Genomic DNA, 13,366 nt, shown 5'->3' on the forward strand with positions numbered 1-13,366 from the left:
CAGGTCGGCGTAATTCAACAGCATCCCCCAATCAGTCCCCTCTCCCGGAGGGAGAGGGAGCTGACCGAGGTGTCTTGCATCGGACATCGACCTGACAAACCGAGTCGATTATGGATTCACAGACGCATTTCGCGTCGGCGTCACTTCGATTATGGATTCACAGATGCATTTTCACGTCGGCGTCACTCTTGAGCATCCCCCAATCAGTCCCCTCTCCCTCTGGGAGAGGGTTAGGGTGAGGGGCTTTTGGCTTGAACGCTCAATCCGGCCAGTTCCACGCCGGCTCATCCAGCACCCGCTGGCCGACAATCTCGGTCTGCCCCAGGTTTTTCTCCAGCACGATGCAATTGCACTCCGGGTCTTCCTGCAACGCTGAAATCAACCGCCGCGCATGGGACACCACCCACACCTGACACTGCTCCGACGCGCGAATGATCAATCGCGCCAATGCCGGCAACAGATCCGGGTGCAGACTGGTTTCCGGCTCGTTCAGCACCATCAGCGACGGCGGCCGCGGCGTCAGCAGCGCTGCAACCAGCAGCAGATAGCGCAACGTCCCGTCCGACAGCTCCGCCGCCGATAACGGGCGCAACAAACCTTCCTGATAAAACTCGATGGCAAATCTTCCACCGGCCTGCGCTTCGATATGCACCCGTGCGCCGGGAAACGCATCAGTAATCGCCGCACGCATGGCGTCGCCGTCGCCGATTTCGATGATCGTCTGCAGCGCCGCCGCCAGGTCCCGCCCATCGTGATGCAGCACTGGCGTGCGCGTGCCCAGTTGCGGTTGGCGCACCGGCGCCTCGGCATCGCTGCGAAAGTGATCGTAAAAGCGCCAGCGGCGAATGAACTCGCGCATCTGGAATACTTCCGGCGAGCTGCGCAGGCTGCCGACCTGATCAAACAAACTGTCGAAATTCGGTGTGTGCTGTGCCAGTACATCCCATTTACGCTCGGCGCGTGCGCGGATCATCGGCCCGTCGCGATCCACCAGCAAGCTGGCGGGTCGGTACAGCGGGCCGGCCCAGATACACTCGCGCTTGATCTGCGGGTCGAGGCTGAATCGCGAAGGGAGGGGGCGCGAGTGCTCGGGCAGCATGAAGTGGCCGTTGGAGTCGGGCAGCCCGAGGCTGATCGAGTAGCTGAAATCTTCCCCGGCGAACCCCAGGCGCAGACGCTTCACGCCTTGGCGTACCGTCGACTGGATCGGCACTTCACCGTTGCGCATGCGCCGGCTGAGGGTTTCCGGCCCGGCCCAGAAGGTTGATTCCAGCCCGCCCTCACGGGCGAGCGCATTGACCACGCCGCCCTGGGCGGTTTCCGCCAGCAGGCGCAAGGCCCGGTAGAGGTTGGATTTGCCGCTGCCGTTGGGGCCGGTGATCAGGTTCAGCCGGCCGAGCGGAATCACCAGTTTGTTGATCGAACGGTAATTGGCCACTGCCAGAGTGTTGAGCATGGAAGTCCTTTTACAGGTGCGGCTGACGGATCAGAGGATACCCGTTACTGACGCGCCAGGCTTTTCTTCATAAGACGTACGTGCAAGCAGGGAACCCTGTTCTAAGCTCTGAAGTCGTATCGTCCCGATAGTCTCGAAAAATGCCAAGGAGTCTGCATGGCGGGTCCCGGATTGAAAGTGGTGGTGGCCCTGAGTGCCATGGCCTTGCTGACCGCTTGTGGCGACAAGAAACCCGCGCAGGAGTACCTGCCAAGGGTCTTTGTACAGGAAGTCAAACCTACGGATTACGCGGCTTCGGTGACGTTGACCGGTGACGTACAGGCGCGTGTGCAGACCCAGTTGTCGTTCCGTGTCGGCGGCAAGATCATCCAGCGCATGGTCGACGTCGGTGATCGGGTCACGGCCAAACAAGTGCTGGCCAGGCTCGACCCCAAGGATTTGCAGACCAACGTCGACTCGGCTCAGGCCCAGGTCGTCGCTGAACAAGCGCGGGTGAAACAGAGTGCGGCCGCGTTCGTGCGCCAGCAAAAACTGCTGCCCAAGGGTTACACCAGCCAGAGTGAATACGATTCCGCCCAAGCGGCATTGCGCAGCAGCCAGAGCGCCTTGAGCGCGGCGCAGGCGCAATTGGCCAATGCCAAGGATCAACTCAGCTACACCTCTCTGATTGCCGACGCCCCAGGCGTCATCACTGAGCGTCAGGCCGAAGTCGGCCAGGTCGTGCAGGCCACGGCGCCGATTTTCAGTCTGGCCCGCGATGGCGATCGTGACGCGGTGTTCAACGTGTATGAATCCCTGCTGGCCGAGCGCCCTGCGGATAACAGGATTACTGTCAGCCTGCTCGACAACCCCGAGATCAACACCACCGGCACCGTGCGTGAGGTCACCCCGGCGGTATCGGCGCAATCCGGCACCGTGCAAGTCAAAGTCAGCCTCGACAAACTGCCGCCGGGCATGCAACTCGGTTCGGTGGTCAGTGCCACGGCCAAAGGCTCCGGCAAGTCAGCGGTTGAACTGCCGTGGTCGGCGCTGACGAAAAACGTCAGCGCCCCGGCGGTATGGATGGTCGACGACAAGGGCGAGGCGCAACTGCACACCGTCACAGTCGGCCGGTACCTGACCGGCAAAGTCATCATCAGCGAAGGCCTCAAGGGCGGCGAGAGAGTCATCGTCGCCGGCGGCCAGTTGCTGCACCCGGGCATGAAAGTCGAGATTGCCGAAAATACCTACAAGGATCTGCAACCGGGAGCACAGCCATGAAGCGCCTGTGGCTGTTACCCATGGCCGTGTTGTTGGCCGCCTGTTCGAAGAAAGAGCCGCCACCGGAGCCGGTACGTCCGGTGCTGTCGGTCAAGATTGAAGCCTTGAGTGAAGAAAGTCTCGGGCGCTTTGCCGGCAGCATTCAGGCGCGCTACGAGAGCAACACCGGTTTCCGGGTCGGTGGCCGTATCGCCAGCCGCAACGTCGATGTCGGCGCCGAAGTGGAGAAGGGCACGCTGCTCGCCACCCTCGACCCGTCCGACCAGCAAAACCAGTTGCGCTCGGCTCAGGGCGATCTGGCGAGAGTCCAGGCGCAATTGATCAACGCGCAAGCCAACGCGCGGCGGCAGCAGGCGCTGTTCGATCGCGGTGTCGGTGCGCAGGCACAACTGGACATTGCCACGACCGACCTGAAAACCACCCAGGCCTCGCTCGATCAGGCGCGTGCAGCGGTCAACCAGAGCAAGGATCAACTCAGCTACACCGAACTGCGCTCCGACCATCGCGCCGTGGTCACCGCATGGAACGCCGAGGCCGGGCAGGTCGTTACCGCCGGCCAGCAAGTAGTGACACTGGCGCAACCCGACATCAAGGAAGCGGTGATCGATCTGCCCGACACCCTGGTCGATCAGATCCCCAGCGACGTGGTGTTTTCCGTGGCCGCGCAACTCGACCCGAGCATCAACACCACCGCGGTCATCCGCGAGATCGAACCGCAGGCGCAAAGCGCTACGCGCACCCGGCGGGCACGCCTGACCCTGGCCGATACGCCGGACGGCTTCCGCCTCGGCACGGCGATCAGCGTGACCCTGAGTTCGGCGATCAAACCGCGCATCGAATTGCCCCTTACCGCGTTGCAGGAGGTGGACGGCAAATCGCGGATCTGGGTAATCGACACGCAAAACAAAACCGTCAGCCCGCGCGACATCACGGTGATCAGCCGCACCGACAGCAGCGTGGTGCTGGCGGGCGGTGTGAAGAACGGCGAGCGCGTGGTCAGCGCCGGCGTCAACAGCCTCAAACCCGGACAATCCGTGAAACTTGACGAGGACAGTCAATGAAAGGCTCTTTCAACCTCTCCGAATGGGCCCTCAAGCATCAGTCATTCGTCTGGTACCTGATGTTCGTCGCATTGCTGATGGGCGTGTTCTCGTACTTCAATCTGGGGCGCGAGGAAGACCCATCGTTCACCATCAAGACCATGGTGATCCAGACCAAATGGCCGGGCGCGACCCAGGAGGAAACCCTCAAGCAGGTCACCGACCGCATCGAGAAAAAACTCGAAGAACTCGATTCCCTCGACTACGTGAAAAGCTACACGCGCCCCGGTGAGTCGACGGTGTACGTTTACCTGCGCGACACCACCAGCGCCAAGGACATCCCGGAAATCTGGTACCAGGTGCGCAAGAAAATCGACGACATTCGCGGGCAGTTTCCCCAAGGCATTCAAGGCCCGGGGTTCAACGACGAGTTCGGCGATGTGTACGGTTCGGTCTACGCCTTCACCGCTGACGGCCTGACCATGCGTCAGCTGCGCGATTACGTCGAACAGGCCCGGGCCGAGATCCGCAACGTGCCGGGGCTGGGCAAGATCGAAATGGTCGGCCAGCAGGATGAAGTGATTTACCTGAACTTCTCTACGCGCAAACTGGCTGCGCTGGGCATCGACCAGCGTCAGGTGGTGGACAGCCTGCAATCGCAGAACGCCGTAACCCCGGCGGGGGTGATCGAGGCCGGTCCCGAGCGGATTTCCGTACGAACCTCGGGGCAGTTCGCCTCGGAGAAGGATCTGGCCGAGGTCAACCTCAAGCTCAATGACCGCTTCTATCGTCTGGCCGACATTGCCGAGATCAGCCGGGGTTACGTCGACCCGGCCACCCCGGAATTCCGCTTCGATGGCAAACCGGCGATCGGTCTGGCCATTGCCATGCAGAAGGGTGGCAACGTTCAGGAATTCGGTAAGGCTCTGCACGCGCGTATCGACCAACTGACGGCGGACTTGCCGGTGGGCGTCGGCGTGCACACGGTGTCCGATCAGGCCGTGGTGGTGGAAGAGGCCGTCGGCGGCTTCACCAGCGCGCTGTTCGAAGCGGTGATCATCGTGCTGGTGGTGAGTTTTATCAGCCTCGGCGTGCGCGCCGGTCTGGTGGTGGCGTGCTCGATTCCGCTGGTGCTGGCGATGGTGTTTGTGTTCATGGAATACAGCGGCATCACCATGCAGCGGATTTCCCTCGGCGCGCTGATCATCGCCCTCGGCCTGCTGGTGGACGATGCGATGATCACCGTGGAGATGATGGTCACGCGTCTGGAAATGGGCGAGACCCGCGAGCAGGCGGCGACCTTCGCTTACACCTCGACGGCGTTCCCGATGCTCACCGGTACACTGGTGACCGTGGCCGGGTTCGTACCGATTGGCCTCAATGCCAGCTCCGCCGGTGAGTACACCTTCACCCTGTTCGCGGTGATCGCCGTGGCGATGCTGGTGTCGTGGGTGGTGGCGGTGTTCTTCGCTCCGGTGATCGGTGTGCACATCCTCAGTGCCAACGTGAAACCCCATGAGGCCGAACCGGGCCGCATCGGGCGCGCGTTCAATGGTGGTCTGCTGTGGGCCATGCGCAACCGCTGGTGGGCGATCGGGATTACCGTGCTGTTGTTCGTGCTGGCGGTGTTTTGCATGCGCTTTGTGCAAAACCAGTTTTTCCCGTCTTCGGACCGTCCGGAAATTCTCGTCGACCTTAACCTGCCGCAAAACGCCTCGATCGACGAAACCCGCAAAGCCGTCGACAAGCTCGAAGCGACGCTCAAGGGTGATCCGGACATCGTGCGCTGGAGCACTTACATCGGTCAGGGCGCGATCCGTTTCTACCTGCCCCTCGACCAGCAATTGCAGAACCCGTACTACGCGCAACTGGTGATCGTCAGCAAGGATTTCGAGGCCCGTGAAGCCTTGAGCCAACGCCTGCGCGAGCGCTTGCACAAGGACTTCGTCGGCATCGGCAGTTACGTGCAGGCACTGGAAATGGGCCCGCCGGTGGGGCGTCCGATCCAGTACCGGATCAGCGGCAAGGATATCGATCAGGTGCGCAAGCACGCCATCGACCTGGCCACCGAACTGGACAAGAATTCGCACATCGGCGAGATCATTTACGACTGGAACGAGCCAGGCAAAGTTTTGCGCATCGACATCGCCCAGGACAAGGCACGCCAGCTCGGGCTGTCGTCCGAAGACGTGGCGAACCTGATGAACAGCATTGTCAGCGGTTCGCCGTTGACTCAGGTCGATGACGATATCTATCTGGTCAATGTGGTCGGGCGTGCGGTGGATTCCGAACGCGGTACACCGGAAACCCTGCAAAACCTGCAGATCGTCACGCCGAGCGGCACGTCGATTCCGCTGCTGGCGTTCGCCACTGTGCGTTATGAACTGGAGCAACCGCTGGTGTGGCGTCGCGACCGCTTGCCGACGATCACCATCAAGGCTTCGGTACGCGACGAGATCCAGCCGACCGACCTGGTGAAACTCCTCAAACCATCGATTGATGCCTTCGCCGAGAAACTGCCGGTCGGCTACAAAGTCGCCACCGGCGGTACGGTCGAGGAAAGCGGCAAGGCCCAGGGACCGATTGCCAAGGTCTTGCCGTTGATGCTGTTTTTGATGGCGACCTTCCTGATGATCCAGTTGCACAGCGTGCAGAAGATGTTCCTCGTCGCCAGTGTCGCGCCGCTGGGGCTGATCGGTGTGGTGCTGGCGCTGGTGCCGACCGGCACGCCGATGGGCTTTGTGGCGATATTGGGGATTCTGGCGCTGATCGGCATCATCATCCGTAACTCGGTGATTCTGGTGACGCAGATTGATGAGTTCGAGCAGAAAGGCTATGCACCGTGGGATGCGGTGGTCGAAGCCACCGAACACCGGCGCCGGCCGATCCTGCTCACCGCCGCTGCGGCGAGCATGGGCATGATCCCGATTGCCCGGGAAGTGTTCTGGGGCCCGATGGCGTACGCGATGATTGGCGGGATTGTGGTGGCGACCTTGCTCACGCTGCTGTTCCTGCCGGCGCTGTATGTGGCCTGGTACAAGATTCGCGAGCCGAAACAGGACGCTTCGTCCTCGTCGCACTGATCGCGCCTGTTACACCTTTGGGAACGGTCTGACTTACAGCCGTGATGCCATGCGTTAACGTCCTTCCTCCATATGGAGGAGGGACGCCGATGTCGACTGTCGCTTGCTGGCTGCGCCCGCCACTGTTTGTGGCCGGCTTGTGCCTGTCGGCCCCATCGCTGGCCGACCTGTTTCTGGAAAACCCGCTGTGGCGCGTGCAGCTCGACCCCGCCACGCTTGCCGTGCGGGTCACCCCGGCCAACAGCACAACGGTGCAGGCGTCGACCGGTGTCGCTGCGCACCGGGTCAGCAATCTGGTGCAACGCGACAATCGCGTCGACTGGGCATGGGACGATGGCGCCTGGTCATTGAGCGTTGATCTCGACCAACGCGACCTGAGCTTCTCGATCACCACACGTGCGCCGGCTGAGCTTGAGTTTTTGCGCCAACCCGGCAGCGCCATGGGCAAAGGGCTGATCTGGCCCTTGGCCGAAGGGCGTTACGTGCCGCGCGGCGACCCGGTATGGCAAGCGTTTTTGTTGAGTCAGGGGACGCTCAATGCCACCCAGGATCTGAGCCTGCCGATCTGGGGTGTCGAGCATGAGGGATTCAGCCTCAGCTGGTTGCTGACCAACCCTTACAACAATCAACTGCTGTTCAGCGCTGAGGGCGATACGCTGGCTTTGTCGGTGCGGCATCAATTTACGTCACTCAAGCCGTCGACAGCGCTGACGTTCAGCCTGTTTCTGGGGGACGCCGAGCCGCTGGCCGGCGCCAAGCGCTACCGACAATGGCTGATCGACACGGGGCGTCACGAAAGCCTGAGCAGCAAGCTTGAGAAAACACCGGCGTCGCGAAAGCTGTTGGGCGCCAGTCATGTCTACCTGTGGGGCAACGATCTGCTCGGGCCAAAGGATGTGCGCAACTGGTCAGTGTTGCTTGGCAAGTTGCGCGGTCCGAGCCACCTTGCCGGCGCCTTGCGCGACGGCATGGATCGTGAAGCCTTGCAGTTGCTCGCCGCCAAAACGCCGCTCAATCGTTATCAGCAAGGCGTGCTGCTGCGCAGCCTCAATCGCGCGTTGAACACCCGGGCGCGCAAAACCTGGCAGGGCCGCGCGGTGCCGGACATGCAGGCACTGGTCAGCGGTTATGTCGCCTTGCGCGGGCAACTGGCCGGCGAATTTGCCGGTGCCTTGACAGCCAATCCCGAGCAATGGGGCAGCACTCTGTCGCAGGCTACGATTGAGCGATTGCAGAACGCCGGACTGCCGCGCCTGTGGTTGGGGCTTGGGGAGGGCTGGGAGGGCGGTCTCTGGCATCCCGAGGCGGTTCGCGCGGGCGTGCAGGCGGGGTATCTGCTTGCGCCTTATGATTCTTACGAGACCGCGCTGAGTCGAGACGAGAATGCAGACTGGACCACCGCGCATCTGGGTGACAGGGCTTACCGTGAATGCGCCATCGTGCTGGAAAATCGCACGATGAAAAGCGGCTTCCAGCAGTCGGGTCATTACACCGACCCGCGTTGCGTGCGCCCTTTGCTTGAGCAACGGGTCAAAGCGCTTAGCGTCGCCGCCGGTTTCAACAGCTGGTTTCTCGATGCCTACGCCACCGGCATGTTGTTCGACAGCTATCGTGCGGACGCGCCAATGACACAGGCACAGAACGCCGAAGGCAACGTCGGGGCGTCACGCTGGATCAATGAAGTGCTGCAATTGCCCAGCGGCTCCGAAGACGGCAATGCGACGACGGCTCAAGGCGTACTGTTCGCTCATGGCATGCAGACACCGGTGATCGGCTGGGGCGACGCCGATATGAGCCAGAACAGCGACTCCGCCTACTTTGTCGGCAAGTGGTTTCCGCCGGAACAACCGGCCGTGTTCTTCAAATCCGTACCCCTGAAGGAATCGTTGCGGCGCATCCACTTTGATCCGGCCAGTCGATTGCCGTTATACCAGGCGGTGTTCCATGGATCGCTCATCACCACCCATCACTGGTTGTTCGACAGTCTGAAACTGGGCAACGTCAGAGTGGAAAACGAACTCACGCAATTGCTCTACAACGTACCGCCGCTGTACCACCTGAGTGCGGCAACGCTGGCGCAGCGACTGCCGCTGATGGCCCGGCAGGATGCATTTTTCCGTCCATTGCATGAGCGCCTGGCGACTCAGGCACTCATCGGCTTCCATTGGCTGAGCGAAGATCGACGGGTGCAGCAGACCACGTTCGAAGACGGCACTCGGCTGTTGGCCAATTTTGATCCAGCGCCGCGTCAAGTGGATGGCCGCCGCTTGCCGGGCGAAAGCCTTGTGGTGTTGCTGCCTGACGGAACAGCCAAGCAATACCAGGTGCGGGCGACTCCCTGACTCAACCCTTGCGCCAGACGCTGGCCAGCCACGGCTGCTGGTCGCGCGGCAGGCCTGCGGGACGGAAGTAGTGTTCCAGTTCGACGAATCCGGCGCAGGTGAGTAATGCGCGCCACGCCTCCAGATCGTGATACGAGCCATAACGCGGCCCGTTCCAGCCTTCGCGATTATCCCCACGCGGGTTGGAACTGAACAACACGCCACCGGATTTCAACGTGCCGTGCAATTGCTTCAGTACCCGTGGCAACTCCTGCAATGGCACATGAAACAAAACCGCGTTGGCAAAAATCCCGTCGAAGCGTTCGGCCGGCAGATCGAGCTTGAGGAAGTCCTGCTGCCACACCTCGCAGCCACTGTCCTCGCGGGCCATTCGCGCAAACTCCTGCGAACCGTCGAGACCCACGGCGATGTGCCCCATGCGCGTAAAGGTCTGTAAGTCCCGCCCCGGCCCACAGCCGAAATCCAGAATCGTGAACGGCGCCGCACCTTGAATATGCCGCAGCAACGCATCGATGTTCTGGCTGACGTCGTGATCGCGGGTGCCTTTGCGGAAGTCTTCGGCCACCGCGTTGTAGTGGCCGAGGGTGGTGGCGGTGATCTGTTCGAGGTCGGTGGGGGTCTGTTTCATGGTCGGCTGCCCGGGTCATCGGAATCCGGCAAATATACGCCAACCCGCCGTGCTGCGGTTTCGTCCATCTCGCACAGGGTGTGACAAGCATAAAAAAACCTTTCGTGTGCAATACATATGTACCGCCCCCGCTCATCAACATTGCATTGGAATGACGCCCCCGCGCGGTAGACGGCTTTCGCGATTTCTTCCGCGTTTTTCCAGGGATTACTCAATAAAAGGACATTTCCATGGTCGTTGTTCGCAAAACCGGCACTCATTCGTCGTCGCCTCGCCCCGCCGCAGACACCGTTTCGCCTCCTGTGCGCCGCAGTGGCAGCTCTGCGGACGGCCCTCCGGTCAAGGTTGCGCACCTTTCAATCAACGGCGAATCAGAGACCATCACTACGTCAGACGCGACAAGGCGGCCATCGACCCCGGCGATTACGGTCACTGCGCTACAGACTCCGATCAAATCGCTCAACGCCGATGTCCGGTCACTGGAGCGTTATGTGTTGACGACCCTGGCCGCAACCCCCGAGGTAAATGCTCAAGGCTTCTGGACCTACAAGGGCAATCATTATGTCAATCTGGTTCAGGGAGGCGTGGTCCAGGTTCGCCAGGCTCCCGGGACGGACAGGTGCAGGGCACGCCTGGCATCGGAACTGGCACCGGGGCCGTTGCTCGTTCTCGACCGCCAGACGATGGCCTGGGCGCTTGCGCCGTCGCAGCCTCTTTCCGACATCGGCAACGCCGTCGATTTTTCGGTGCGGGCGCACAGCCCGGAGCATCAACCACGCGCAAAAGTGCAGGGCGCGCCAGACGATCCGTCCGACGCGGGGCATCACAGGCCGGATGCCGAGAACGAAGTGCCAATCGCCGTGCATGACGGGCAGAACGACCGTTTCGAGACGGCAATGACAGAGGGTGAGGTTCTGGCTGCTCGCGGCCTGCGGCAGTTCCCGGAGGAAAAAGCCGCCATCGTGCGCTCGGAGCTACTTGCGGTAGAGCGTATCTTTACCGATGCGCAATCGGCCATTCGCGCCAATTACGGCGAGACCGACAAGGTGCTGGCAAGCTACTTTGGAAGCGCTCATCGCATTATCAAATCCCGACTCATCGACGCTTTGCAACGAGGGCAGTCGCTGTCTGCGGAATATCAGGGCGTGTGGGGTGTGAACAAGATCAACGGCGTGCTTTCCAGCACTGAGCTGCGTCAGGGCTGGATGAATCCCGATGATTTTCACGGGCGGATTTTTATCAATCTGTCCGAGATTCGGGATAACACGCTGCGTGTACTTTTGGGCCATGAGTTCTTGCATACAGCGCGCATCAGCCGCTTCAAAAGCATTGGCCCCAGCACGCGGGATTACTTTTATCTGGATATCCGGGCGCAGTCATCTCTGAACCGTCCTGTGCCGGCTCACGACTCGGAGTGGCGCGGCATCTCCGAGGTGATCATGCAGGGCGGACTCACCCTGGATTACCTGAACGCCTTCGGCATCAACCTTTCCTGGTTCGTAGCGGGCGTGCGCGAACACTCAGGGGTTGCAGGGGTTCAAGACATCGATACGGCCCTGATCCTGTTCAACAGCAGTGCGGCGGTGAGGGCGCAAATGGCGGCAAGGAACGCCGACAGCATTATCTGCGCCGCCCATGATTTGCAGCGCCTGCATCAGGCGCACCTTGCGGATGATGAGTGGTTGAAGAGTCTGGTTAACGGATGAGCCAAGGTTTGGGGTACAGAGCGCTTTATCTCCGACATCGGTGTTGCCAGGGCCTATCGTGATGAGTCCCCTCAACGTTGAATGACGTTCTTGATTAGCGTTTGTTGAGGCCCCGTGCCAACCGATCCCCACCCAACTGAATCACCGCCACCAACGCCACCAGCAACACGATCACCGTCAACATGATCTGGCTGTCGAAGCGCTGATAGCCGTAGCGATAGGCGATGTCGCCCAACCCGCCCGCGCCAATCGCCCCGGCCATGGCCGACGAGTTGATCATCGTCACCAGGGTTATGGTGAAACCGCCGACAATCCCCGGCAGCGCTTCCGGCAACAGCACATGCCAGACGATGTGCCAGCGCCGGCAGCCCATGGCCTGCGCCGCTTCGATCAAGCCGTGATCGACCTCGCGCAGGCTCACCTCGGCAATCCGCGCAAAGAACGGCGTCGCCGCAATCGTCAGCGGCACCACGGCAGCCCAGACACCGTACGTGGTGCCGACAATCAACCGGGTAAACGGAATCAGCGCGACCATCAGAATCAGAAACGGGATCGAGCGAAACAGGTTCACGAACGCGCCCAGCGCACGATTCAGCACCGGCGCTTCGTAGATCCCGCCCTTGTCGCTGGTGACCAGAACCACCGCCATGGGAATCCCCACCAGCAGCGCAATCAGCGATGACACGCCGACCATCAGAAACGTGTCGATGAAACCCTGCAACAAACGATCAAACCACATAACCCACTACCTCCACGCGTTGTGCCCACGGCGCGGCGCGTTCACTTAATTGCTCAGCACTCAACGCCGAGCCGCTGACGGCCAACAACAATTGCCCCAGCGCATGCCCCTGAATCCGCTCGACACCGCCCTGAAGCAACTTCACCCGGCCACCCAGTGCAGCGAAAAGGGCTGCCAGATCCGGCTCATCACTGGCACTGCCGGTGAATTGCAAACGCAACACCACAGCAGCGTCGGAGGAGGGGGACCGCGTTTGCAAACGACTCTGCAACTCCTGCGGCAACACGTGTTGCAGCGGCGCCAGCAAGGTCTGGCTGACCTCATGTTGCGGATTGCCGAACACTTCCCAGACCGGGCCTTGTTCGACTACCCGTCCGTGCTCGAGCACGACAACGCGGTCGCAGATTTCGCGGATCACCGCCATCTCATGGGTGATCAAAACGATGGTCAGGCCAAGACGCTGGTTGATCTCGCGCAGCAGGCCGAGGATTGACTGGGTGGTTTCCGGGTCGAGCGCCGAAGTGGCCTCATCACACAGCAGAATATCCGGGTCATGCACCAGCGCGCGGGCGATGCCGACGCGCTGTTTCTGCCCGCCGGAGAGTTGTGCCGGATAAGCCGTGTGCTTGGCTTGCAGGCCAACCAGATCGAGCAGTTCGCGAACCTTTTTTTCGCGTTGCGCTTTCGGCACACCAGCGACTTTCAGTGGCAATTCGACGTTCTGCCAAACCGTCTTGGCCGACATCAGATTGAAGTGCTGGAAGATCATGCCGATGCGCCGGCGCAAAGCGACGAGGCGGTCTTCATCGAACTCGCCAATGTCGACCTGATCGATCAACACCCGCCCAGACGTCGGCTGCTCCAGTCGATTGATGGTGCGAATCAGCGACGACTTGCCCGCGCCGCTGCGCCCGATAATGCCGAACACTTCGCCGCGCTGAATCGCCAGATCGATGCCCTGCAGTGCCGCAACCGGGCCTTGTCGGCCGTTGTAGGTTTTGCCCAGCCCGATGAAACGAACGTGAGCGCGATTCAGCTCGGGGTGCAGCTCGGTTTTTTCAGCATTGTGTGGCTCTGGAATCTCCAGTCGCCGTTGGATCGCGGCCGTCATG

Annotated in this window: 9 protein-coding genes; 5 read left to right on the forward strand and 4 right to left on the reverse strand. The window is 61.3% G+C overall.

The genetic code is table 11. From position 1 onward, the window contains the following. Window positions 1–259 precede the first annotated feature (259 nt). Window positions 260–1,456, reverse strand: a complete 1,197-nt coding sequence (locus ACM6IV_RS20020; protein ID WP_414871326.1) for an AAA family ATPase — start codon at window positions 1,454–1,456, stop codon at window positions 260–262. 156 nt (window positions 1,457–1,612) lie between these two features. On the opposite strand from ACM6IV_RS20020, the gene ACM6IV_RS20025 reads away from it, so the two are divergent. The 4 genes from ACM6IV_RS20025 (at window position 1,613) to ACM6IV_RS20040 (ending at window position 9,181) form a co-directional block, all read left to right on the forward strand. After that, complete coding sequence (locus tag ACM6IV_RS20025) at window positions 1,613–2,716, forward strand: efflux RND transporter periplasmic adaptor subunit (RefSeq protein ID WP_414871327.1); 1,104 nt, start codon at window positions 1,613–1,615, stop codon at window positions 2,714–2,716. Beyond that, window positions 2,713–3,777 (forward strand): efflux RND transporter periplasmic adaptor subunit, encoded by a 1,065-nt coding sequence (locus ACM6IV_RS20030; protein WP_414871328.1) that lies wholly within the window; start codon window positions 2,713–2,715, stop codon window positions 3,775–3,777. Before ACM6IV_RS20025 ends, ACM6IV_RS20030 begins: the two co-directional genes overlap by 4 nt. Next, entirely contained in the window at window positions 3,774–6,839 is a 3,066-nt protein-coding gene (locus tag ACM6IV_RS20035) for an efflux RND transporter permease subunit (protein ID WP_414871329.1), read from the forward strand. The genes ACM6IV_RS20030 and ACM6IV_RS20035 overlap by 4 nt, the downstream gene beginning before the upstream one ends. 89 nt (window positions 6,840–6,928) lie before the next feature. Beyond that, window positions 6,929–9,181 (forward strand): glycoside hydrolase, encoded by a 2,253-nt coding sequence (locus tag ACM6IV_RS20040; RefSeq protein ID WP_414871330.1) that lies wholly within the window; start codon window positions 6,929–6,931, stop codon window positions 9,179–9,181. Window position 9,182: 1 nt separating this feature from the next. Here the strand turns inward: ACM6IV_RS20040 and ACM6IV_RS20045 are convergent, their stop codons facing one another. After that, on the reverse strand, window positions 9,183–9,809 hold the full coding sequence (locus tag ACM6IV_RS20045) for a class I SAM-dependent methyltransferase (RefSeq protein WP_414871331.1): 627 nt from the start codon (window positions 9,807–9,809) through the stop codon (window positions 9,183–9,185). Window positions 9,810–10,039: 230 nt separating this feature from the next. On the opposite strand from ACM6IV_RS20045, the gene ACM6IV_RS20050 reads away from it, so the two are divergent. Then, window positions 10,040–11,515, forward strand: a complete 1,476-nt coding sequence (locus ACM6IV_RS20050) for a hypothetical protein (RefSeq protein ID WP_414871332.1) — start codon at window positions 10,040–10,042, stop codon at window positions 11,513–11,515. A 94-nt stretch (window positions 11,516–11,609) separates the two neighbouring features. On the opposite strand, the gene ACM6IV_RS20055 is transcribed toward ACM6IV_RS20050, so the two are convergent. Then, a complete protein-coding gene (locus tag ACM6IV_RS20055; protein WP_414871333.1) occupies window positions 11,610–12,254 on the reverse strand; it encodes a methionine ABC transporter permease in 645 nt (214 codons plus the stop codon). Continuing rightward, on the reverse strand, window positions 12,244–13,365 hold the full coding sequence (locus ACM6IV_RS20060; RefSeq protein WP_414871334.1) for a methionine ABC transporter ATP-binding protein: 1,122 nt from the start codon (window positions 13,363–13,365) through the stop codon (window positions 12,244–12,246). Before ACM6IV_RS20060 ends, ACM6IV_RS20055 begins: the two co-directional genes overlap by 11 nt. Window position 13,366: the final 1 nt, after the last annotated feature.

This window comes from Pseudomonas sp. IT-347P, assembly GCF_949768005.1.
Taxonomy (GTDB): domain Bacteria; phylum Pseudomonadota; class Gammaproteobacteria; order Pseudomonadales; family Pseudomonadaceae; genus Aquipseudomonas.

What these genes read in the sequence shown, in the direction of transcription:
- ACM6IV_RS20020 (WP_414871326.1), bottom strand. Translation starts at nt 1,456, where the DNA reads ATGCTCAACACTCTGGCAGTGGCCAATTACCGTTCGATCAACAAACTG.
- ACM6IV_RS20025 (WP_414871327.1), top strand. Translation starts at nt 1,613, where the DNA reads ATGGCGGGTCCCGGATTGAAAGTGGTGGTGGCCCTGAGTGCCATGGCC.
- ACM6IV_RS20030 (WP_414871328.1), top strand. Translation starts at nt 2,713, where the DNA reads ATGAAGCGCCTGTGGCTGTTACCCATGGCCGTGTTGTTGGCCGCCTGT.
- ACM6IV_RS20035 (WP_414871329.1), top strand. Translation starts at nt 3,774, where the DNA reads ATGAAAGGCTCTTTCAACCTCTCCGAATGGGCCCTCAAGCATCAGTCA.
- ACM6IV_RS20040 (WP_414871330.1), top strand. Translation starts at nt 6,929, where the DNA reads ATGTCGACTGTCGCTTGCTGGCTGCGCCCGCCACTGTTTGTGGCCGGC.
- ACM6IV_RS20045 (WP_414871331.1), bottom strand. Translation starts at nt 9,809, where the DNA reads ATGAAACAGACCCCCACCGACCTCGAACAGATCACCGCCACCACCCTC.
- ACM6IV_RS20050 (WP_414871332.1), top strand. Translation starts at nt 10,040, where the DNA reads ATGGTCGTTGTTCGCAAAACCGGCACTCATTCGTCGTCGCCTCGCCCC.
- ACM6IV_RS20055 (WP_414871333.1), bottom strand. Translation starts at nt 12,254, where the DNA reads ATGTGGTTTGATCGTTTGTTGCAGGGTTTCATCGACACGTTTCTGATG.
- ACM6IV_RS20060 (WP_414871334.1), bottom strand. Translation starts at nt 13,365, where the DNA reads ATGACGGCCGCGATCCAACGGCGACTGGAGATTCCAGAGCCACACAAT.